At 61.1% G+C, this 21139-nt stretch carries 19 protein-coding genes; 7 read left to right on the top strand and 12 right to left on the bottom strand.

Features of this window, described 5'->3' with window-relative positions; all coding sequences use genetic code 11:
* The first annotated feature begins 186 nt into the window (after nucleotides 1-186).
* From ACZRN6_RS32620 to ACZRN6_RS32600, 5 genes are all read left to right on the top strand, one after another.
* Entirely contained in the window at nucleotides 187-1794 is a 1608-nt protein-coding gene (locus tag ACZRN6_RS32620) for an amino acid adenylation domain-containing protein (RefSeq protein ID WP_464009737.1), read from the top strand.
* Entirely contained in the window at nucleotides 1787-3103 is a 1317-nt protein-coding gene (locus tag ACZRN6_RS32615; RefSeq protein ID WP_464009744.1) for a hypothetical protein, read from the top strand. The genes ACZRN6_RS32620 and ACZRN6_RS32615 overlap by 8 nt, the downstream gene beginning before the upstream one ends.
* A 46-nt stretch (nucleotides 3104-3149) precedes the next feature.
* A complete protein-coding gene (locus ACZRN6_RS32610) occupies nucleotides 3150-3914 on the top strand; it encodes an enoyl-CoA hydratase-related protein (protein WP_322146127.1) in 765 nt (254 codons plus the stop codon).
* A 119-nt stretch (nucleotides 3915-4033) separates the two neighbouring features.
* Nucleotides 4034-5116: a catalase family peroxidase gene (locus ACZRN6_RS32605; protein ID WP_464009736.1), complete on the top strand. Its 1083-nt coding sequence runs from the start codon at nucleotides 4034-4036 to the stop codon at nucleotides 5114-5116.
* Nucleotides 5113-5652, top strand: a complete 540-nt coding sequence (locus ACZRN6_RS32600; RefSeq protein ID WP_003212459.1) for a cytochrome b — start codon at nucleotides 5113-5115, stop codon at nucleotides 5650-5652. The genes ACZRN6_RS32605 and ACZRN6_RS32600 overlap by 4 nt, the downstream gene beginning before the upstream one ends.
* 55 nt (nucleotides 5653-5707) lie before the next feature.
* Here ACZRN6_RS32600 and ACZRN6_RS32595 read toward each other — a convergent pair whose 3' ends face one another.
* Nucleotides 5708-6859, bottom strand: a complete 1152-nt coding sequence (locus ACZRN6_RS32595; protein WP_464009735.1) for a M14 family metallopeptidase — start codon at nucleotides 6857-6859, stop codon at nucleotides 5708-5710.
* 464 nt (nucleotides 6860-7323) lie between these two features.
* Entirely contained in the window at nucleotides 7324-7686 is a 363-nt protein-coding gene (locus ACZRN6_RS32590) for a DUF6124 family protein (protein WP_322146124.1), read from the bottom strand.
* A 129-nt stretch (nucleotides 7687-7815) separates the two neighbouring features.
* On the opposite strand from ACZRN6_RS32590, the gene ACZRN6_RS32585 reads away from it, so the two are divergent.
* Complete coding sequence (locus ACZRN6_RS32585; protein ID WP_464009734.1) at nucleotides 7816-8463, top strand: LexA family protein; 648 nt, start codon at nucleotides 7816-7818, stop codon at nucleotides 8461-8463.
* On the opposite strand, the gene ACZRN6_RS32580 is transcribed toward ACZRN6_RS32585, so the two are convergent.
* Genes ACZRN6_RS32580 through ACZRN6_RS32565 form a run of 4 tightly spaced genes read right to left on the bottom strand, consistent with a single transcriptional unit; the run spans nucleotide 8460 to nucleotide 14000 of the window.
* Nucleotides 8460-10397, bottom strand: coding sequence for an acetyl/propionyl/methylcrotonyl-CoA carboxylase subunit alpha (locus ACZRN6_RS32580; RefSeq protein ID WP_464009733.1), 1938 nt, complete (start codon nucleotides 10395-10397; stop codon nucleotides 8460-8462). The two genes, ACZRN6_RS32585 and ACZRN6_RS32580, sit on opposite strands and share 4 nt — an antisense overlap.
* Entirely contained in the window at nucleotides 10394-11200 is an 807-nt protein-coding gene (locus tag ACZRN6_RS32575) for a gamma-carboxygeranoyl-CoA hydratase (protein ID WP_464009732.1), read from the bottom strand. Before ACZRN6_RS32575 ends, ACZRN6_RS32580 begins: the two co-directional genes overlap by 4 nt.
* A 14-nt stretch (nucleotides 11201-11214) precedes the next feature.
* Nucleotides 11215-12822 carry a carboxyl transferase domain-containing protein gene (locus tag ACZRN6_RS32570; RefSeq protein WP_322146120.1) on the bottom strand — a complete coding sequence of 536 codons (1608 nt, stop codon included), beginning with the start codon at nucleotides 12820-12822 and terminating at the stop codon, nucleotides 11215-11217.
* Nucleotides 12823-12836: 14 nt separating this feature from the next.
* A complete protein-coding gene (locus ACZRN6_RS32565) occupies nucleotides 12837-14000 on the bottom strand; it encodes an isovaleryl-CoA dehydrogenase (protein WP_322146119.1) in 1164 nt (387 codons plus the stop codon).
* A gap of 163 nt (nucleotides 14001-14163) precedes the next feature.
* Here ACZRN6_RS32565 and ACZRN6_RS32560 point away from each other — a divergent pair, with 163 nt between their 5' ends.
* Nucleotides 14164-15843 (top strand): AMP-binding protein, encoded by a 1680-nt coding sequence (locus ACZRN6_RS32560; RefSeq protein ID WP_464009731.1) that lies wholly within the window; start codon nucleotides 14164-14166, stop codon nucleotides 15841-15843.
* Here ACZRN6_RS32560 and ACZRN6_RS32555 read toward each other — a convergent pair.
* The 6 genes from ACZRN6_RS32555 to ACZRN6_RS32530 form a co-directional block, all read right to left on the bottom strand.
* A complete protein-coding gene (locus ACZRN6_RS32555) occupies nucleotides 15840-16352 on the bottom strand; it encodes a zinc-binding dehydrogenase (protein WP_322148719.1) in 513 nt (170 codons plus the stop codon). The two genes, ACZRN6_RS32560 and ACZRN6_RS32555, sit on opposite strands and share 4 nt — an antisense overlap.
* 85 nt (nucleotides 16353-16437) lie before the next feature.
* The gene (locus ACZRN6_RS32550) at nucleotides 16438-17190 is read right to left on the bottom strand and encodes an SDR family NAD(P)-dependent oxidoreductase (RefSeq protein WP_464009730.1); all 753 of its coding nucleotides are present in this window, start codon (nucleotides 17188-17190) and stop codon (nucleotides 16438-16440) included.
* Nucleotides 17191-17299: 109 nt separating this feature from the next.
* On the bottom strand, nucleotides 17300-18202 hold the full coding sequence (locus ACZRN6_RS32545; protein ID WP_322146116.1) for a LysR family transcriptional regulator: 903 nt from the start codon (nucleotides 18200-18202) through the stop codon (nucleotides 17300-17302).
* 596 nt (nucleotides 18203-18798) lie between these two features.
* Nucleotides 18799-19698 carry a hydroxymethylglutaryl-CoA lyase gene (locus ACZRN6_RS32540; RefSeq protein WP_322146115.1) on the bottom strand — a complete coding sequence of 300 codons (900 nt, stop codon included), beginning with the start codon at nucleotides 19696-19698 and terminating at the stop codon, nucleotides 18799-18801.
* Between the two features lie 12 nt (nucleotides 19699-19710).
* A complete protein-coding gene (locus ACZRN6_RS32535) occupies nucleotides 19711-20109 on the bottom strand; it encodes a MerR family transcriptional regulator (protein ID WP_322146114.1) in 399 nt (132 codons plus the stop codon).
* 55 nt (nucleotides 20110-20164) lie between these two features.
* The gene (locus tag ACZRN6_RS32530) at nucleotides 20165-21100 is read right to left on the bottom strand and encodes a LysR family transcriptional regulator (RefSeq protein WP_464009729.1); all 936 of its coding nucleotides are present in this window, start codon (nucleotides 21098-21100) and stop codon (nucleotides 20165-20167) included.
* Nucleotides 21101-21139 lie beyond the last annotated feature (39 nt).

Genomic DNA, 21139 nt, shown 5'->3' with positions numbered 1-21139 from the left:
CACTGGGCTGTGCTTAGGAAGACGCCGGTCGTTGTAGGTTATTCCATTAATGAAAGAAAGAAACTGGACGATTGGGTATCAGTAATATCTGCATCACTCGGCGGTGTGTAATGACTCGCGTGCCCCTCAATCAACCCTCGTACCTGCAAGGCCATCGCCGGGCAGTGGACAGCAGAGGGTGGATGCATGAAGTCATTAACAACACAAACAAGATGCTTTTCCCGGCAAGGACTTGCCCATTTGCCTGACAGGCAACGTGATCTTTTCGAGCAGTGGGGCACAGGGCCTTCGGCGCGGCCGGCCTACACGCTGGTACACCACGCCATCGAGGCTCACGCGGCCTTGACACCCCAGGCCACGGCCGCCAAATGGGCCGGCCAGCACATCAGTTATGAGCAGTTGAACCGCCAGGCCAATCGGCTGGCGGTGCATTTGGTCGAGCTGGGCGTCAGGCGTGGCGACACCGTGGCGTTGTTTGTCGAGCGTTCGATTCCGATGCTGGTGGGCCTGCTGGCCGTTTTGAAAGTGGGGGCGGCTTATGTGCCGCAGGACGTCAGAATCGCGCCGCCGGTGCAATTGGCGATGATCCTTGAGTCGTTGTCGAGCCCCGTGGTACTGACCTTGTCTGCGTGGAGAGCCCGCGTCCCGCTGGCGCCGGAGCACCGTTGCCTGTGCCTGGACGAGTTCCTTGACGAGACACCGCACGTGGGCGAGGCCAATGACAGGGCGTTTATCGCGCCTGAGCCCGACGACCTGTGCTTTGTGCTTTTTACCTCAGGCACCACGGGACGACCCAACGGCGTACAAATCAGCCATCGTAATGTGTGCAACATCGCGCTCACCGAACCCGGCCGATTGGGCATGGCACCGGGCATGAAGGTGGGGCAGATTCTCAACATCGGATTCGACATGGCAGCCTGGGAAATCCTCGGCTGCCTGGCACACGGCGCGACGTTATTGATTCGCGGCAAAGACATTCGCCAGACGGCCCGCGAGTGCCAGGTATTGATCGCCACACCGTCGATCCTTGCCACCCTTGATCTGCGGGAGTGCCCCGCGCTGGAAGTGGTCGCCGTGGCCGGAGAGCCTTGCTCCCAGGCTTTGGCGGATACCTGGAGTTCCCACTGCCGCTTCTATAACGGTTGCGGTCCTACCGAAACCACCATCGTCAATACCTTGCACCGCCATACCCCGGGCCGGCTGTTGACCATTGGCACGCCGACCCCCAACAACACCGTCTATATCCTGGACGAGCAGGGCCGCCCCTGCCGGATGGGTGAGGTCGGCGAAATGTGGGCCGGCGGTGCCGGTGTGAGCGCGGGCTACCTGAATAATCCCGAACTGACGGCCGAGCGCTACCGCCCGGACCCGTTCATGGGGGCAGGCGCGATGATGTTTCGCACCCGTGACCTGGGGTGCTGGACCGCCGATGGCCAGCTTGAACACCGGGGGCGTGTCGACGACCAGGTAAAGGTGCGTGGGTTTCGTGTTGAGTTGGATGCGGTCTCGACGGCGCTGGAGTCGTGCGACGCGTGCGCCCGGGCCGTTACGCTGAAGCTCGACAGCAGAACCCTGGTGGCTTTCGTAACCCCGGCCAGTGCGGACATCGAGGCAGCAAGGCGGCAGTGTGAGCAACGCTTGCCCTATTACTGCGTGCCGTCGCAGATCTTCGCCGTGGAGCGGTTTGCACTCACTTCCCGGGGCAAGATCGATAAGGCACTGCTCCTGCAATTGGCCCGTGACCGTTGCGTGGCGCCGCTTGCGCTTGCGCAGTGTGGGGCCGCTGATGATTGATGCGCTGACAAAAACCGTGGTGCCCCGCAAACCTGTGGTGTGGCGACGCTGGTCTTCATTGCCGATGTTCTCCCAGTACAACTGCCTGGTAGTGATGGTGCTCGCTGCCAATGGGTTGTTTGCGGTGTTTGGCCTGGCCCGGCCGGCTGTTGAGGTCCAGACGCTGTCGACAATGGTGTTGATCAACCTGTCCCTGGCGATCCTGATCCGCCAGCAGTACGTGATCAATCTGCTGTTTTGGCTGGCCACACGGGTACCGGCGGGTTGGCCGTTATGGATCCGCCGCAGGGCGGCCAAGGTCTATCACCTGGGCGGGCTGCACAGTGGCGCAGCGCTGGCGGCGACCGGGTGGTTCGCGGTCATGGTTGCACTTCAGGGCGGGCGTTACTGGCAGCAGCCCTCGAGTGTTTCATTTGCTTGGCTATTGGTCAGCAGTGCGCTGCTGGGCCTGCTGCTGTTGATGGTGATCATGGCCCAGCCCTGGATTCGTGGGCGCTTTCATAATGGTTTCGAGCGTGTGCACCGGTTTGCCGGCTGGGCGGCGCTGTTGCTGTTCTGGGCGCTGACCCTGATGTCTGTGGCGCAAGGCGACCCGCAGGGTGGGTTGCTCCACGGCCTGATGCAGGCTGGCTCATTCTGGATGATGCTGTTGCTGACACTGAGCATCGCTTTGCCCTGGTTACGCTTGCGCAAAGTCCCCGTCGAACACCTGCGCCCGTCCAGGCATGCGGTGATCACCACGTTAGCGCATACCAGGCCGTTTCCCGGATCATCCACCGCCCTTAGCCTGCAGCCGCTGCTGGAGTGGCATTCGTTCGCCAACATCCCCACACCAGGACAGCCGGGTTTTCGCTTGATTGTTTCGCGTGCCGGTGACTGGACGGGACGTTACATCGAGCAGATGCCTTCCCATGTATGGGTCAAGGGGATCACCACCGCGGGTGTGGCGAATATCGAAACGCTGTTTAAGTCCGTGGTGTACATCGCCACTGGCAGCGGGATCGGCCCGGTGATGCCGCATTTGCTGGCAGCCCAGGTGCCGATCCAGTTGATCTGGTCCACCCGTAGCCCGAGGAAAACCTATGGGGATGAACTGGTTGACGAAATTCTGCAAGCCCAGCCCACGGTCGTCATATGGGATACCGACGTGCGGGGCAAGCCCGACCTGGTGCAATTGGCCTATGGCGCTGTTCACGCCGTTGGTGCCGAGGCCGTGATCTGCATTGCCAACCAGGCGCTGACGCAACGGGTGGTGGAGGAAATGGAAGCGAGGGGAATTCCCGCCTATGGCGCGATATGGGACTCGTGAATCTTTCAGGGCGCTACAACATTCTTTGGACATTGTGGAGGTGGTGATGGATATCGTGGTCGAGCGTTACGGTCGAGTGGTGCTGGTCAGGCTTAATCGGCCCCAGGTAAAAAATGCCCTGAATTCGGCGCTGATGCGCGAGTTGGTTACGTGCTTGCAGGCCCTGGACCAGGATCCGCAGGTAGGGTGTTTCGTGATTACGGGGGCCACGGATTACTTCGCTGCCGGGGCGGATATCAAGGAAATGAGCGGCAAGACTTACCTGGACATGCTCAACGAAGATTACTTCGTTGGTTGGGAAGCCTTTGCCGCGTTGCGCACGCCGAAAATTGCCGCCGTTGCGGGTTTTGCTTTTGGCGGCGGGTGTGAGCTGGCACTGATGTGCGACATGATTTTTGCCGCCGATACCGCGTGTTTCGCCCAACCGGAGATCAAATTGGGCGTGATGCCGGGCATGGGCGCCACCCAGCGGCTGACACACCTGATCGGCAAGGCCAAGGCTATGGATATGATCCTCACCGGCCGGTTAATGACGGCGGTGCAGGCCGAACAGGCCGGATTGGTATCGCGCGTGTTTGCCGCTCATACCCTGCTTGAGCAAGCCCTCGCGGTGGCGCAGCAGGTGGCCAGCTATGCCAAGACTGCCACGGTAGCGGCCTGTGAGGCAGTCAACCAGGCGCAGGAGTTGGGTGTGCGGGACGGGGTGCGATTGGAGAGAAGGCTGTTCCATGGGCTGTTTGCGACCCCTGATCAGAAGGAGGGAATGCACGCGTTCCTGCAAAAGCGCGCGGCTTCGTTTAATCAGCCATAACAACGGAGAAAAGCTGGGCGGTGGTTGCCAAGAAAATAACTACAGTGAAAAGGGAATAAACCTACATGAGCTGCGTCTCATAGCACCTTCCCCCTGCGGCCCCGGCCCTGGAGCTTTTCATGGTAGATCACTCATCACCGCCCCGTCCGCCGTTGAGCACCGCAAGCCTGATAATTCGGTTGGCCAGCATCGGCGTGGTGGTCGCGGTTGTGGCCGGGGCTTTTGCCTACGTCAACGGTAGCCTCGACCCACAGCGGTTGCGGCCTAAAACCCTGGTCAACGCCCTGGAAACCAACAACGGCCTGCACCCGGGCTACCGTCGTAACCATGCCAAGGGCGTGTGTGTGGCCGGTTATTTCGAAAGCAGCCCCGAGGCGCGGCAGTATTCCAGTGCCCAAGTCTTCAGCGAGGCGCGCACCCCGGTGATCGGGCGTTTTGCGCTGCCCAGCGGCAACCCGTATGCGCCGGACAGCAGCGTGCCGATCCGCAGTTTTGCCTTGCAGTTCAGCCTGGCCAACGGCCAGCAATGGCGCACCGGAATGAACAGCATGCCGGTGTTCCCGGTGGGTACGCCCGAGGCATTTTTTGCGATGCTCAAGGCCGGGGCACCCGACCCCGCCACCGGCAAACCGAACCCAACAGCCATGCCGGCATTCTTCGCGGCGCATCCCGAGACCGCGCAGTTCCTGGCCTGGGTCAAAACCGCCAAGCCGTCTGCCAGCTACGCCACTGAGACCTATAACGGCATCAATGCGTTTTACCTGGTAAACCCCAGCGGTCAGCGCCAGGCCGTGCGCTGGGGCGTCGTGCCACAAAGCCAGGATGCCGCGGGTGCCACGGCACCGGCCGGCAGTGATTTTCTCGAAAAAGACCTGACGCAGCGCCTGGTGGCCGGCCCGTTGCGCTGGCAGTTGAATCTCACCCTGGCCAACCCGGGAGACCCTTTGGACGATGCCAGCAAGGCTTGGGCCGGCGAGCACAAGGTGTTGAATGCCGGGACGCTGGTGCTGCAAAGCAGCCAGCCGCAGATGGACGGTGATTGCCGCGACATCAACTTTGATCCACTGGTGCTGCCGAGCGGTATCGAAGCCTCGAATGACCCGCTGCTGGCTGCCCGTTCGGCGGCATACGCCAGTTCTTACCTGCGTCGCACCAGCGAAGTCAGCCAGTTGCACAGCGCCCCTCAGGAGTCGAAGCCATGAATGCCCAACCCCGGTTTTTCGCTCCGCTGGCGCGGCTGCTGCATTGGTTGATGGCGTTGATGATCATCGCCATGCTGTTTATTGGCGCGGGCATGGTGGCCTCGGTGTCAGAGCGTCATGAGTGGCTGATCCACCTGCACAAACCGTTGGGGATTGCGATCCTGGCACTGGTGATCGTGCGGCTGGTGGTGCGTTTTTCCACTCGCCAGCCGCCGCTTCCTGCTGACCTGCCGCTGTGGCAGGTGCTGGCGGCCAAGGCGTCCCATGTGGTGCTGTATGCCTTGATGCTGGTGTTGCCGCTGCTGGGCTGGGCGATGATTTCGGCGGCCGGCGACCCGGTGATGCTCAGTAGTTCGGTGCAACTGCCGGCGTTGGTGGGAGCAAACGCGCCGTTATTTGCGGTGTTGCGCAAGGCCCACGGTTATCTGGCTTATTTGCTGTTTTTGACGGTGCTGCTGCACCTCGCGGCGGCGCTGTTCCACGGGTTGATCCGGCGTGACGGCGTGCTGCAGAGCATGACCGGCAGCAAGGACTGATACCTTGCCCGGCGACGGCGGCTGTGTAGCCGCCGTCGCCGGGCAAGGTGGACCCTTAGCGCAGTACGCCGACGATATCCGCCACGCTGCTCAACACATCCTTGGCCAATTGCATCGAGCGTTTGCCCGACCAGCCGGTGTGCGGGTTGGGCGCGTCATCGTTGTCCTTGAAGGGCATTTCCAGGGTCAGGGACAGGCAATCGAACTTCTCGCCGACGCTGTTGCACGCAAGTGTCATGTTGGCTTCGCCGGGCAGGTCGCGGGTGTAGCCGTGCACCGTCTGGAAGTCGCGGGTGAGGCCACTCAAGTGGCTGCGAAAGTGTTTCTCCAACTGCTCGATGCGTGGCGTGTAGCCAGGGTTGCCTTCACAGCCAGCGGTGAAAACGTAGGGGATTTCTTCGTCGCCGTGGATATCCAGGAACAAGTCGACGCCGTACTTTTCCATTTGCTGCTGGACGAACAGCACTTCCGGGCTGATCTCCTGGCTTGCACTCTGCCAGGCGCGATTGAGGTCCTGGCCCATGGCGTTGGTGCGCAGGTGACCATGGAACGCGCCATCGGGGTTCATGTTCGGCACCAGATACAGGTCGGCGGCGGCCAGCAGTTTTTTCAACTCGGTGTCACCGTCCTGCTGCAGGCGCTCGATAACGCCCTCCATGAACCATTCGGCCATATGTTCGCCGGGATGCTGCTGGGCGATGATCCAGACTTTGCGCTTGTTGGCTTGGCCTTTACCACGGCGCAGCAGTTGGATGTCTCGACCTTCGACACTTTTGCCGGTGGCCAGCAATTGCGTGCCGGCGCGGTTCAGCGCCTGCCCGATCAGCCAGTCATGGCGTTCGCGGCTGTAGGGTTCGAAGTAGGCGAACCAGGCTTGTTTTTCGCGGGTTTCGAGGGCGATGTGTAACGTCTCGCCATCAAAGCGGGTGGGCACCCGAAACCAGTTGATATGGTCGTAGGACGCCACGGCGTTGTAGCCACTCCAGGCGTGCTTGTAGGAAGAATGGCTAGCGTTGCTCAGGCGAAAGGTGTGGGTGTGGCCCACGTGCATGCCTTCGGCCTTGAAGTGGAACCACTGGAAGTGTTGGCTTCGCGTGTCCGGCTTGATGGCTAACAGCAACTGGTGGGCATCGCTGGCGTCGAGCACCTGGATATTGCCGCTGTCGAAGTCGGTACTGATCTTGATGGAGGTCAAGGCCACGGTCATAGTCTGGGTGCCTGAATATGAGTGTTGTGGCGGGCATTTTACACCGGAGTGGGGTAAAGCCTGGATGCAATTTTTGCGGGGGAGGAGGGGGCGTCGTCCATGACGCCGCCGCAGCTTAGAATCTATGAGATTGATTCTCAAGTGCTATTTTTGAAAGAACCGGCCTAGAGCGCTCGATCGACTTTCTTTTGGCGATGGTCTTTTGCTACCATGCGCGTCATCAAGTAACACACAGTCTTCATTAGCCTGAAGCCACGCCAGAAAAAACTGGCAAAAAAAAGACCCGGCCAAAGAGCCGGGTCAAAAACCGTGATTAGCCTGATGAGGAGATATTCCAAGAGTCCGACCTAAGGTCTCTTGGGCTATCGACTGATCTCGCGATCAGCTAGGTCCAATAATAATCATTATCATTTGCAAGTCAAATGTTTTTATCCCTCAGATAGAAATATTTTTGCTTCGCCTCGTTACATTCTCGCCGAGGGTTCGGCCTCCCGGGCCGAAAGTCGCAGCGACCGCTCCACCATTACCTTCGCCATATCAATCAAGTAGACCACTGAAAACGCCAGGTCCCGGCTATTGCCGTGGGCGCTGTTTGCCGACTCATAAGCGGTGGCGGCTGCGCTGCGCAGCAGGTCGGAGGCGTGGACCAGCGCTTCTTCATCGCTGATGCCTGGCTTGACCTCGAACAACGCGTCGTCAACGGCGGGTGGCGCGGCAGATTCTTTCAAGTAATAGTCCAGCGCGCGCTGGGCGGCGCCGCTGCTGCGCATGAACAACAGCTCGTCGTCATCGCAGGTTTCGGGCAGGGGATGCGGGGTTGTCGTCATTAGGTCGGTGCTCTGGGTGGGTGTCGAAAGCCTGCAACCGATATTAGTACTAATCGTATTTATGGCGTTTTATTGATTACTACAAACTGTTTATTGTCGTCGTGAGTACACAACGTATTGTCAGGCCCCATGGATAGATGGATAGCGTTGGTCAAGGCCAGCATGAAAGACCGCAAGGTCACGCAGGATCAATTGGCGTCGCGCCTGGGCATGTCTCAGGGTGGGGTCGGCCATTGGCTGAACAAACGCCGGGTGCCGAGCCTTGCCGACATGAACCGAGTGATGGCAGAACTAGGCCTGGATTACCTTGAGGTCGCGCTGGTGGTGCGCGAAAAAACGGTCGCACCAGTGGCGCAAGCGCTGGAGCCGACGCCGCATGACAACCCCAGTTATCGTTACCCGGTGAGCGAAGGGAAGGGAGGGTACCTATTGCAGGAAGAACCTCGGCCATACGGCGCTGGCCGTTTGCAGATAAGCGACTATCACGCCCGTGGCAAGGCATTCTGGATGCGGGTGACGGGCAATGCCATGACCGCCCCCAGCGGTTTGAGTATCACTGAGGGCATGATGGTTCAGGTGGACCCGGCCATTAAGCCCGAACCCGGCAAACTGGTGGTGGCCCAATGGGCATTCAACCCCCAGTCGGTCCTGCGCAAACTGGTGAAGCAAAGCGGCCAGCTTTACCTGGTACCGCTTAACCCGACTTACCCGAAGATGCTCTTCACTGAAGAGTGCCGGATCGTCGGCGTGGTGGTGCAGGCGGTCACGAGGTTTTAACTCGTGGCTTCCAGTTCCACCAATGCGCTGCCTTCACTGACCATTTCACCTTCCTGGCAGTACAGCGCCTTGATCACCCCTGCATGGGGCGCGCGAATGCTGTGCTCCATCTTCATGGCTTCCAGCACCACCAGTTGCGTGCCGGCCTCAACCGTTTGCCCGGCTTCCACCAGTACCCGCACGATGCTGCCGTTCATCGGTGCGGTCAGGCCGCCCTCATGGGACTGGCCGGCGTCGACGGCGGCGATTGGGTCGAACAGGCTGACGCTGTGTACCTCGCCATCCCAACGCAGAAACAGGCTGGCGCCCTCGCGTACCGCCAGATGGGAACGACGCACGCCTTGCTGGTCGATCAGCAACTGTTCACCGTGCAACTGTGGCGCATTGGCGCCGGTTTGCAGCTTCACCAGGCGATCCTGGCCGTTGCAGCTCAAGTGCAGGGACACTTCGGCCGGCAAACCGGCGCGAAAGCCGCGGGCGTCTGCCCAGGGCGAATGAGAGTCGCTGCTCGGTTGGGTGCATATCAGCGCCTGGCCTGCGGCCTGCCAGAACGCCTCGCCCAACTCGCCTGGCGCAGGCAGCAGTTCATCCTGATAACGCGGGATAAACCCGGTATCCAATTCAGCGGCTGCAAACGCCGGATGGCCGATGATGCGTCGCAAAAAGCCGAGGTTGGTCTTCAAACCACCCACGGCGAATTCATCGAGCATGCCCAGCAGTCGCAGGCGCGCCTGTTCGCGGTCTTCACCCCAGGCAATCAGCTTGCCGAGCATCGGGTCATAGAACGGTGAAACGCTGTCGCCCTGTTCTACACCGCTGTCTACCCGACGTCCCGGCCCGGGCTTGGATTCGCGGTACAGCGCCAAGTGTCCGGTGGCCGGCAGGAAATCATTGGCCGGGTCCTCGGCGTACAAGCGCACTTCAATGGCATGCCCCCGCAGCGGCACCTGCTCCTGGGTCATCGGCAGCGGCTCGCCCTGGGCCACACGAATCTGCCAGGCCACCAGGTCCAGGCCGGTGATCGCCTCGGTCACCGGGTGTTCCACCTGCAGTCGGGTGTTCATCTCCATGAAGAAAAACGCGCCGCGGGCATCCAGCAGAAACTCCACGGTGCCCGCACCTACGTAACCGATCGACTGAGCAGCACGTACGGCCGCTTCGCCCATGGCCTTGCGCTGCTCGGCACTCAGGCCGGGCGCGGGCGCTTCCTCGACGACTTTTTGATGGCGACGCTGGATCGAGCAGTCGCGTTCGTTGAGGTACAGGCAATGGCCGTGCTGGTCGGCGAACACCTGAATCTCGACGTGGCGCGGCTTGAGCAAATACTTCTCCACCAGCATCTGCGCGTTGCCAAACGAGGACAGCGCTTCACGCTGGGCCGAAGCGAGAGCTTCGGCCAATTGGCTGACGTCCTCGACCACTTTCATGCCCTTGCCGCCACCGCCGGCGGTAGCCTTGAGCAACACCGGGTAACCGATGCGCTCGGCCGCCTGGCGAAAGGTTTCCAGGTCCTGGGCGTCACCGTGGTAACCGGGCACCAGCGGCACGCCGGCGGTTTCCATCAGCGCCTTGGCCGCCGATTTGCTGCCCATGGCATCAATGGCCGAGGCGGGCGGGCCGAGGAAGATCAGCCCGGCGGCTTCAATGGCGCGGGCGAACCCGGCGTTCTCTGAAAGAAAGCCATAGCCTGGGTGAATCGCCTGGGCGCCACTGGCTTGGGCTGCGGCGATCAACTTGTCGATTTGCAGGTAGCTGTCGGCGGCCTTGCTGCCGCCCAGGTCAACGCGGATATCTGCCTCTCGGGCGTGCCGCGCGTCGCGGTCAGTGGCGCTGTGCACGGCCACGGTGGTCAAGCCCATGGCCTTGGCGGTACGCATCACACGGCAGGCAATTTCGCCACGGTTGGCCACCAGTACAGTGGTAAGCGTCTTCATGAACGCGGCTCCTGAGGCTGCCAGTTGGGCGTGCGTTTTTGCAGGAATGCGCGCAAGCCTTCCTGGCCTTCTGCGCTGACGCGGATCCGGGCGATGGAGTTTTCACAATAGCGGCGCAACGCCGGGGTGAGCGCGCCATGGCCGACCTCGCGCAACAGATCCTTGCTGGCACGCATGGCCGCCGGGCTGTTGAGCAGCAGGTTGGTGATCCACAGTTCAACTTGCACCTCCAGGTCAACGGCCGGATAACTTTCCGCCAAAAGCCCGATTTCTCGCGCACGCTGGCCGCCAAAACGGTCGGCCGTGAGGGCATATCGGCGGGCTGCCCGCTCGCCGATCGCCTGCACCACGAACGGGCTGATCACTGCCGGCGCCAGGCCGATACGCACTTCCGACAGGCAGAACTGCGCATCATCGGTGCCAATCGCCATATCGCAGCAACTGATCAGCCCGAGGGCGCCGCCGTAGGCCGCACCCTGAACCACCGCCAGCGTCGGGATCTTCAGCTTGGCCAAGTTGTACATCAGCTCGGCCAGCTCCCGGGCATCGTCCAGGTTGGTGTGGTAATCCAGCTCGGCCGACTGTTGCATCCAGGCCAGGTCGGCGCCGGCGCTGAAGTGCTTGCCGCGCCCGCGCAGCACCAGGAAGCGCAGGGCTGGATCGCCTTGCACCTGGTCCAGGGCGATGATCAATTCGCGGATCATTTCGGCGTTGAACGCGTTGTTCTTGGCTTCACGACTGAGCCACAGGGTGGCAAAGCCACGCGGGTCGGTGACCAGTTCGAGGGTGTTGAAATCGCTCATGGGTGCAGCTCCATTTACATGCGAAACACGCCGAAGCGGCTCGGCTCGATGGGGGCGTTCAGTGCCGCAGACAAGGCCAGGGCCAGTACGTCGCGGGTCTGCAACGGGTCGATGACGCCGTCGTCCCAAAGCCGTGCGCTGGAGTAGTAGGGGTGGCCCTGGGTTTCATACTGGTCGAGGATCGGCTGTTTGATCGCCGCTTCTTCCTCGCTGCTGAAAGCCTGGCCCGCGCGCTCGGCCTGCTCACGCTTGACCTGCACCAGCACGCCCGCCGCCTGCTCGGCACCCATCACGCCGATGCGTGCGTTGGGCCACATCCACAAAAAGCGCGGGTCGTAGGCGCGGCCACACATGCCGTAGTTGCCGGCGCCAAAGCTACCGCCGATGATCACGGTGAATTTCGGCACCTTGGCACAGGCCACTGCCGTCACCAGCTTGGCGCCGTGCTTGGCGATGCCGCCGGCCTCGTATTTCTGGCCGACCATAAAGCCGGTGATGTTTTGCAGGAACAGCAGCGGAATCCCGCGCTGGCAGGCCAGCTCGATAAAGTGCGCGCCTTTTTGCGCGGCTTCGGCGAAGAGGATGCCGTTGTTGGCCAGGATCGCAATCGGGTAGCCGTGCAGGTGCGCAAAACCGCACACCAGCGTGGTGCCGAACAACGCCTTGAATTCATCGAATACCGAACCGTCCACCAGCCGCGCGATCACTTCACGTACATCGAACGGCTGCTTGGCGTCGGCCGGGATCACGCCGTACAGCTCTTCGCTGCTATAAAGCGGCGCCAGCGGCGTGCGTTGTTGCAACTGGCCCAGCTTGCGCCAGTTGAGGTTGGCCACACTGCGCCGGGCCAGGGCCAAGGCATGTTCGTCACTGTCGGCATAGTGGTCGGCCACCCCGGAAATCCTGCAGTGCACATCGGCACCGCCCAGGTCTTCGGCGCTGACGACTTCACCCGTCGCTGCTTTCACCAGCGGCGGGCCGGCGAGAAAGATGGTGGCTTGCTGGCGGACCATGATTGCTTCGTCTGCCATCGCCGGCACATAGGCGCCACCGGCGGTGCAGGAACCCATCACCACCGCGATCTGCGGTATGCCCTGGGCACTCATGTTGGCCTGGTTGAAAAAGATTCGCCCGAAGTGCTCGCGGTCCGGGAACACCTCATCCTGACGCGGCAGGTTGGCGCCGCCGGAGTCCACCAGGTAGATGCACGGCAAGCGGTTCTGCTCGGCGATGGTCTGGGCGCGCAGGTGTTTCTTGACGGTCAGCGGGTAGTACGAGCCGCCCTTCACGGTGGCATCGTTGGCGACGATCATGCACTCGACGCCTTCCACCCGGCCAATCCCGGCAATCACTCCGGCCGCCGGCACGTCTTCGCCGTACACCTGATAAGCCGCCAGTTGGCTGAGTTCAAGAAACGGCGAACCCGGGTCGAGCAAGCGGTTTATCCGCTCGCGCGGCAACAGCTTGCCCCGTGACGTATGCCGTTCCTGGGCCTTGGCGCCGCCGCCTTGCTGCACCTGGGCGAGCAGGCTGTGCAGGGCGTCGACCTGTTGGAGCATCGCCGCGCCGTTGGCGGCAAATTCCGCCGAGCGCGGGTTAAGCTGGGTGTGCAGGGTAGCCATGGGGCGCGCTCCGTTCAGCGGGTTTCGTTAAACAGTTCGCGACCGATCAACATGCGCCGGATCTCACTGGTGCCGGCACCGATTTCGTACAGCTTGGCGTCACGCAACAGACGGCCCGCCGGGAATTCATTGATATAGCCGTTGCCGCCGAGAATCTGGATCGCGTCGAGGGCCATCTGGGTCGCGCGCTCGGCGCTGTACAGGATCACCCCGGCGGCGTCCTTGCGCGTGGTCTCGCCACGCTCGCAGGCCTGGGCCACCGCATACAAATAAGCGCGGCTGGCATTGAGTTGGGTGTACATGTCGGCGACCTTGCCCTGGATCAGCTGGAACTCGCCGATGCTCTGGCCGAACTGCTTGCGGTCGTGGATGTAGGGCACGATCAGGTCCATGCAGGCCTGCATGATCCCGGTGGGGCCGCCGGAGAGCACCACGCGTTCGTAATCGAGGCCGCTCATCAGCACCTTAACGCCGCCATTCAGCGCGCCGAGGATGTTTTCTTCGGGTACTTCGACATCATCGAAAAACAGCTCGCAGGTGTTGGAGCCACGCATGCCCAGCTTGTCGAACTTGGTGCTGCGACTGAAGCCTTTGGAGTCGCGCTCGACGATAAATGCAGTGATGCCGTGGGCACCCTTTTCGAGGTCGGTCTTGGCGTAGATTACGTAGGTGTTGGCGTCGGGGCCGTTGGTGATCCAGGTCTTGCTGCCGTTGAGCACGTAGACGCTGCCACGTTTATCGGCGCGCAGCTTCATGGACACCACGTCGGAACCGGCATTCGGCTCACTCATGGCCAGGGCGCCGATGTGTTCGCCGCTGATCAACTTGGGCAGGTACTTGAGTTTTTGTTCGTGGGTGCCGTTGCGGTTGATCTGGTTGACGCAGAGGTTGGAGTGCGCGCCGTAGGACAACGCCACTGAAGCCGAGCCCCGGCTGATCTCTTCCATGGCCACCACGTGGGCCAGGTAGCCCAGGCCGGCGCCGCCGTATTCTTCCGGCACCGTGATGCCCAGCAGGCCCATGTCGCCGAACTTGCGCCACATGTCGGCGGGGAACAGGTTGTCGATGTCGATCTGCGCAGCGCGCGGCGCCAGTTCCTTGGCCACGAAGGACTGCACCTGGTCGCGCAGCATGTCGATGGTTTCACCGAGGGCGAAGTTCAGGGAGGGGTAACTCATGGACGGGCACCTTCTAGCGTTGTTTTTGTGTGGCCAATGCGCCGGGGGAGGGCGATCACCTTTACGTTAACGTAAACTTGCGTTGCAGGACTGTCAATCGTAGTTTACGTTTACGTCAAGCAACGCAGCGTCCACCTACAATAAAGACAAAATAGGGGTCGAAATGGAACAAGCGAATCAGAGCTACAGCCGTGGCTCCCAGGACAAGACCTTGCTGGCCATGACGATCGGCCAGGCATTCGACCAAACGGTCGCGCAGTACCCGGAAGGTGACGCGCTGATCGTGCGTCACCAGAACCTGCGCTACACCTGGCGGCAACTGGCCGACGCGGTCGACCTGCACGCCCGGGCCTTGCTGGCGCTGGGTTTGCAGACCGGCGATCGCCTCGGCATCTGGGCGCCCAACTGCGCCGAGTGGTGCATCAGCCAGGTGGCCAGCGCCAAGCTGGGGGTGGTTCTGGTCAACATCAACCCGGCCTACCGCAGCAGTGAGCTGGAATACGTGCTCAAGCAATCCGGTTGCCAATGGCTGGTGTGCGCCGGTTCGTTCAAGTCCTCCGATTACCATGCGATGTTGCAAGAACTGGTGCCGGAATTGGCCGAAGATGCCATCGGTGAGGTGAACAGCGACAAACTGCCGGACCTGCGCGGCGTCATCAGTCTGGACCCGCGACCGCCCTCGGGATTCCTGCCCTGGTCGCAGTTGTCGGCCCTTGGCGCAGGCGTGCCGCCCGAGCATCTGCAAATCCGCCAGGCCAGCCTGCACTTCGATCAAGCCGTCAACATCCAGTACACCTCCGGCACCACCGGCTTCCCGAAGGGCGCCACCCTCAGTCATCACAACATCCTCAATAATGGCTACATGGTTTGCGAAAGCCTGGGCCTGACCGCGCAAGACCGCCTGGTGATTCCGGTGCCGCTGTATCACTGCTTTGGCATGGTGATGGGCAATCTGGGCTGCATCACCCACGGCACCACCATGATCTACCCGAATGACGGCTTCGATCCGCTGCTGACCCTGGCCGTCGTCGCCGAAGAACAGGCCACCGGGCTCTACGGCGTGCCCACCATGTTCATCGCCATGCTCGATCACCCGCGTCGCGCCGAGTTCGACCTGTCGCGCCTGCGCACCGGGATCATGGCCGGCGCAACATGCCCCATCGAAGTGATGCGCCGGGTCATCAGCGAGATGCACATGCGCGAGGTGCAGATCGCCTACGGCATGACCGAAACCAGCCCGGTGTCGTTGCAGACCGGGCCGGATGATGACCTTGAGCGGCGCGTGACTACGGTTGGCCGCACCCAGCCACAGCTGGAAAGCAAGATCATCGACGAGTCTGGCAACACCGTGGCGAGGGGGCAGATAGGCGAGCTGTGTACCCGTGGTTACAGCGTGATGCTCGGCTACTGGAACAACCCCGACGGCACCCGCGACGCCATCGACGACGCCGGGTGGATGCACACCGGCGACCTGGCAACCATGGACGAGCAGGGCTACGTGTGCATCGCCGGGCGTAACAAGGACATGATCATTCGCGGTGGCGAGAACGTGTACCCGCGGGAGCTGGAGGAGTTTTTCTTCACCCATCCGGCGGTGGCGGATGTGCAGGTGATCGGTATTCCGGATGAGCGCTATGGTGAGGCGATCGTAGCGTGGGTCAAGTTCCACCCCGGGCATGTCGCCAACGAGCTTGAGCTGCAGACGTGGTGCAAGGGGCGGATCGCGCATTTCAAGACGCCGAAGCACTTCAAGTTCGTCGACGAGTTTCCGATGACGGTGACCGGCAAGATCCAGAAGTTCCGAATGCGCGAGATCACCATCAAAGAGCTCAAGGACGCCTAGAGCCGCACCACAATCTTGCCGACCTGGGCGTTGGACTCCATGAAGTCATGGGCCAGGGCAATGTCCTCAAAAGCAAATACGCGGCCGATCACAGGTCTTAGTTGACCGCTCGCCAGCCCCCGCAGGATAAAGCGCTTGGCCTTTTCCAGGCGCGCCGGGTCCTGGCTGATCTCGAACAGCTCGTAACCGCGCAGGGTCAGATGCTTGCCAAGGATGTCCATTACCCGCACCGACAAGTCGCGGCTGTCGAGGGCGCCGTACTGGAAAAAGATCCCTTGCAGGCTGAGGGCGCCAAGGATGTCCGACACCGCGGGGCCACCCACCGGGTCAAAGGCCATGCGCGCACCCTGGCCGTTGGTGAGCGCCATGACTTCGGCCTGCACATCCTGTTCGGTGGTGGCGATGACATGTGCGGCGCCGGCAGCCAGCAAGGCCTGGCGTTTTTCCGAGGTGCAGGTCAAGGCCACAGGGACCGCGCCCAGCAGGTTGGCGATCTGGATTGCCGCCAGCCCGACGCTGCTGGACGCAGCACCTGAGCGCTGCCAGTAGTGTGGAAACGGACGATACGTGCCATGGCATTTCCCCCTGAGGTGCTCAAAACGAGTAGCCGCGCATGCCGCCGTCGATGGTCATCACGGTGCCGGTGATATAGCGCGCCAAAGGCGAGGCGAGGAAGGCCACGGCATTGGCGACGTCCGCGGGCTCGCCGAAATCCCCCAGGGCAATATTGCGTTCGGCGAACTCACGGCGCGCTTCACCGGGGTACAGGCGGCGTATCTGCGCCGTGTCGATCAGCCCGGGTTGTACGCAATTGACCGTCACGGCGTGTTTGCCCAATTGCTCGGAAAGGCCTTTGGACCACGCCACCAGGCCGGCCTTGGCAACGATGGCGGCATTCACCACCTCGGGCTCCAGGTTGCCGCTGATATTGATGATGGTGCCACCCTTGCGGGCGATAAATTGCGCGAGCAATTGCTGGGTCAACTGTCGGTGGCGGTCGAAGTTGAGGGTCATGCCTTCAATCCATTCGCTTTCGGGCGCATCAATGGCCATCGGGCGGCTGCCACCGGCGCAGTTGATCAGGATGTCGACGTGGCCCAGGCGCGCCAGGGCGTCGGCGGCGATGAGCGCCGGGGCATCGGCTGCCATGAAGTCCTGGATCAATGTCAGCGGCGCGGTGCCGTCACTCTGGCTGATTTCTGCTACCAGGCTTTCGAGCAAGTCAGCGCTGCGCGCTACACCGAGTACCTGCACGCCTTCTGCGGCGAGGGTTTTGCAGATGGCTCGGCCCAGCCCCATGCTGGCGCCGGTGACGAGTGCAGTTTTACCGCGTAGTTGCAGGTCCATGGTTGCCGCCTTTTTGAATCGTGGTTGATGCAACCCACGATAGGCGGATGGATTGGAAAGAAAAACGGCGGGATGGGTCTTTCATTGTTATAGAAATAATAACAATGCTTCAGGCCAGGCCTTGTTGCTCCAGCAGTTCGGTGAGCCAGTCAATAAACACCCGGACCTTGGGCGCCAAGTGTTGCTTGTTGGGATACAACACGGAAATCGGCTTGGGCTGCGGTGTCAGGCCGGGCAGTACCTGAACCAGGGCGCCACTGTCCACGTAGGGTTGCAGGGACAATTGCAGGCCTTGCAGCAAGCCGAAGCCTGCCAGGCCACAGGCCAGGAATGACTCTGAATCATTGACCTGAATCCCGCTTTTCAGGCGGGTGACGAGCGTTTCGCCATCGACGTAAAACGACCAGTCCATGATCTTGCGATGAGGCCCGGAGAAATAATTGACCGCCACATGCCGCGCCAGGTCCGCAAGTTGGGTCGGCACGCCATGCCGGTCCAGGTAGCCAGGGGACGCACAGGTCAGCATCGGTACCGTTCCGATGCGTCGGGCGACGCTGCTGGAGTCGGTCAACTCCCCCAGGCGCACCACACAGTCCACACCTTCACCGACGATATCGATGGGCGTGTCGCTGCTGCCGACCACCAGTTCGATATTCGGGTAGCGCTGCTGGAACAGCGGCAGGGCGGGGATAACCACGGTTTTTGCCAGAATCACTGGCAGGTCCAGGCGCAACTTGCCGGCAGGGCTGTCAGCTGTAGAGGTAAAGGTGGCCAGTGCTGCGGTGACATCGCCGAGAATCTTCGCGCTTTGCCGGTAAAACTGCTCACCTTCGGCGGTCATGCTCAGGGTGCGCGTGGTGCGGTTCAGCAGGCGCACAGCGAGGGTTCGTTCCAGGTGCTGAATGGCTTTGGTAATGGCAGGACGATGCAGTTGCAGCACGTCGGCAGCCTTGCTGAAGCTGGCGCTGTCGACCACCTGAACGTAGATCTGCATGGCCTGAAACATGTCCATGGGCACTTCCCGCGCAAAAGGCCATGAGCATAACGTATTGCCGGTACGAATCGCGCAAAGCACAAAGGGGACCCGAAGGTCCCCTTTAATTTGTCGTTGCGTGCTCTTTTTTTATTATTGAGGGGCGGTCTATTGTTGTTTTTGGCAACCGTGGCCCTTTACCGCTGTTTTTGGCGACCCCCATCCGGGGTCAAGAGCAAACGTATTTTTTTGAGCGCTGATCTGCTTCTTCGCACGCGATCCAACCAGTGGGTAGCTACCTTGAGGTAGTTTTTTGTTCTTCTCTATCCGGTTGCGGGTTTCGGCATCTGCCGTTCCCTGCGAAGCACATCTTCTCCAAAAAAATCTGTTAGCTGCGTCTCTGCCGTGTTGTTTTTGTTATGTCAGAGTCGTTACGTCTTATTTTTATTAGGTTTGGTGCTTTTTATTCTTGTTATGCAATAGAGATAGCAGAAGCCGTGCCAACTTTATAAAGTGCTTTAAAATCAATGACTTGATTTTTGTGTAGGAAATTTCTTTCAGTGAATGCGACAAAATATGTTCCCGTGTTACCCGATGTGTAGCTGCGAGGTAACACATCGTCACGGCAACGCTACTCAACCGGCGCTGCGCGCCTTCGCCACGCGCGAGCCGGTGGGGCGACCCAGTACGGTACAGATCTGCTGGCCCGCCAATACCAGCGTGTCCATGTCGATACCGGTTTCGATGCCCAGGCCATTGAGCAGGTACAACACGTCTTCCGTGGCAACGTTACCGCTGGCCCCCTTGGCATAGGGACAACCGCCGAGCCCGGCAATAGAGCTGTCGAACACCCGGATACCTTCCTGAAGGCTGGCGTAGATATTCGCGATAGCCTGCCCGTAGGTGTCATGGAAATGCCCGGCCAGCTTGTCACGTGGCACCTCGACGCCGACCACCTCGAACATCCGCCGCGTGGCGCCCGCGGTGCCGGTGCCGATGGTGTCCCCCAGGGACACTTCATAACAGCCCATGGCAAACAGTTCCCGGGCTACCGCCGCCACCTGTTCCGGCGCTACCTGGCCTTCGTAAGGGCAACCCAACACACACGACACATACCCGCGCACGCTCACACCATGCTGCCTGGCCGCGTCCATGATCGGCACGAAGCGCTCCAGGCTTTCGCTGATGGAGCAGTTGATATTGCGCTGGGAAAACGCCTCGGACGCCGCTGCGAACACGGCGACTTCCTTCACACCCGCTGCGAGCGCATCTTCAAAACCCCGCAGGTTCGGCGCCAACGCGCCATAGGTCACGCCCGGCTTGCGCTGAATTTGCGCAAACACTTCGGCAGACCCGGCCATCTGCGGCACCCACTTGGGCGACACAAAGCTGCCGACCTCGATATAACCCAGGCCGGCTGCGGTCAGCGCGTCGACCAGTTGCACCTTGTCGGCAACGCTGATGGGTTGCGCTTCATTTTGCAGGCCGTCGCGCGGGCCGACTTCCACCAGGCGCACATGAGAGGGAAGGGACATGGCAGCTACCTTTTATGAATGGCCAACCTGGCTCTGAATGGTTTGTTCCAGCGCTTGGGTACAACGTTCTTCGGCGGTGTCCAGTTCCAGTTTCATCTGTTCGATGTCGAGCAACTGTTGCTCCAACTGCTCGCGGCGCTCGGCGATTTTCGCCAGCATGCTGTGCAGTTGCTTCTGGTTGCCGCTGGTGGGGTCGTAGAGTTCGATCAGCTCGCGGCACTCGGCCAGGGAGAAACCGATGCGCTTGCCCCGCAGGATCAGCTTCAAGCTGACCTTGTCACGCGGCGAATAAATGCGCTCCTGGCCCCGGCGTTCCGGGGCCAGCAGGCCTTGTTCTTCATAGAAGCGAATGGCGCGGGTGGTGATGTCGAGCTCGCGCGCGAGGTCGGAGATGCTGTAGGTCGTACTCATGGTGGCGCTCAAGGAGTGTCTTGAGCGTTAAGCTAATGGCTGGTTGACGTTAACGTCAAGCCTGCTGCTTATCCAGTTTCTTCTCATGGGCGGTCACTTGCTGGCACAACTCGATCATCTGCTCACGCATCCAGCGGTTGGCCGGGTCCTGATCGGTGCTTTCGTGCCAGTACAGATGGGTTTCCACCATCGGCACATCATTCACCGGCAGGTTGAACCAGTGCAGTTCATGGCGCCGGGCAAACCGCTCCGGTACGGTCATCACCATGTCGGTTTGCTGCAACACTTGCGAAGCCATCAGGTAGTGCTGGGAGCGCAGGGCGATCTTGCGTTGCAGGCCCATCTTGCCCAACGCCAGGTCGACGTGGCCCAGGCCATTGCGTCGGCTGGAGATATGAATGTGGGTCAGCGACAGGTAGTCATCCAGCGTGAGTTTTTCCTTGCCTGCCATTGGATGGCCCTTGCGCATGGCGCACACGTAGCGGTCTTCCATCAACTTGACGTGGCGCACTTGCGGGTCGGTGTTAAGCGGCGCATCCACGGCAAAGTCCAGGCGGCCGGCGGCCAACTCCTTGGTGGTTTCCCGGCGCTTGGACAGGAAACTCTCGATCACCACTGTCGGCGCCAGGCGGCGCAGGCGCTGGAACAGAGCGGGCAGAATCACCGCTTCGGTGAGGTCGGTCATGCTGATGCGGTAGGTCTTGGCCGCCTGTTGCGGGTTGAAAATCCGGCTTTCCTGCACCGACACCCGCAGCAACGACAGCGCATTACGCACCGGGCCGATGATGTTCTGGGCCATGGGCGTGGGTACCATGCCCTGGGCGGTACGCACGAACAGCGGGTCGTTGAAGGTCTCCCGCAGGCGGGCCAGAGCGTTCGACACGGCCGGTTGGGTAATCCCGACAATCTGCCCGGCGCGGGTCAGGTTGGCTTCGGTGTAGATCGCGTCAAAGACGATGAAAAGGTTAAGGTCGACCTTGCTCAGATTCATTTCGCTGCGCTCTTATTGTTAGGTTGCCATGCGCCGATC

The sequence above is a fragment of the Pseudomonas sp. A125 genome (genome assembly GCF_055409485.1).
Note: the sequence above shows the minus strand (reverse complement) of the source record. Positions and strands in the feature narration are given on the sequence as shown.

Excerpts from the sequence above, each read along its gene's own strand:
- ACZRN6_RS32580 (WP_464009733.1), bottom strand. The coding sequence starts at position 10,397 with ATGAAGACGCTTACCACTGTACTGGTGGCCAACCGTGGCGAAATTGCC.
- ACZRN6_RS32585 (WP_464009734.1), top strand. The coding sequence starts at position 7,816 with ATGGATAGATGGATAGCGTTGGTCAAGGCCAGCATGAAAGACCGCAAG.
- ACZRN6_RS32620 (WP_464009737.1), top strand. The coding sequence starts at position 187 with ATGAAGTCATTAACAACACAAACAAGATGCTTTTCCCGGCAAGGACTT.
- ACZRN6_RS32545 (WP_322146116.1), bottom strand. The coding sequence starts at position 18,202 with ATGGACATGTTTCAGGCCATGCAGATCTACGTTCAGGTGGTCGACAGC.
- ACZRN6_RS32600 (WP_003212459.1), top strand. The coding sequence starts at position 5,113 with ATGAATGCCCAACCCCGGTTTTTCGCTCCGCTGGCGCGGCTGCTGCAT.
- ACZRN6_RS32615 (WP_464009744.1), top strand. The coding sequence starts at position 1,787 with ATGATTGATGCGCTGACAAAAACCGTGGTGCCCCGCAAACCTGTGGTG.
- ACZRN6_RS32560 (WP_464009731.1), top strand. The coding sequence starts at position 14,164 with ATGGAACAAGCGAATCAGAGCTACAGCCGTGGCTCCCAGGACAAGACC.
- ACZRN6_RS32530 (WP_464009729.1), bottom strand. The coding sequence starts at position 21,100 with ATGAATCTGAGCAAGGTCGACCTTAACCTTTTCATCGTCTTTGACGCG.
- ACZRN6_RS32540 (WP_322146115.1), bottom strand. The coding sequence starts at position 19,698 with ATGTCCCTTCCCTCTCATGTGCGCCTGGTGGAAGTCGGCCCGCGCGAC.
- ACZRN6_RS32565 (WP_322146119.1), bottom strand. The coding sequence starts at position 14,000 with ATGAGTTACCCCTCCCTGAACTTCGCCCTCGGTGAAACCATCGACATG.
- ACZRN6_RS32575 (WP_464009732.1), bottom strand. The coding sequence starts at position 11,200 with ATGAGCGATTTCAACACCCTCGAACTGGTCACCGACCCGCGTGGCTTT.
- ACZRN6_RS32595 (WP_464009735.1), bottom strand. The coding sequence starts at position 6,859 with ATGACCGTGGCCTTGACCTCCATCAAGATCAGTACCGACTTCGACAGC.
- ACZRN6_RS32605 (WP_464009736.1), top strand. The coding sequence starts at position 4,034 with ATGGTAGATCACTCATCACCGCCCCGTCCGCCGTTGAGCACCGCAAGC.
- ACZRN6_RS32590 (WP_322146124.1), bottom strand. The coding sequence starts at position 7,686 with ATGACGACAACCCCGCATCCCCTGCCCGAAACCTGCGATGACGACGAG.
- ACZRN6_RS32550 (WP_464009730.1), bottom strand. The coding sequence starts at position 17,190 with ATGGACCTGCAACTACGCGGTAAAACTGCACTCGTCACCGGCGCCAGC.
- ACZRN6_RS32570 (WP_322146120.1), bottom strand. The coding sequence starts at position 12,822 with ATGGCTACCCTGCACACCCAGCTTAACCCGCGCTCGGCGGAATTTGCC.
- ACZRN6_RS32535 (WP_322146114.1), bottom strand. The coding sequence starts at position 20,109 with ATGAGTACGACCTACAGCATCTCCGACCTCGCGCGCGAGCTCGACATC.
- ACZRN6_RS32610 (WP_322146127.1), top strand. The coding sequence starts at position 3,150 with ATGGATATCGTGGTCGAGCGTTACGGTCGAGTGGTGCTGGTCAGGCTT.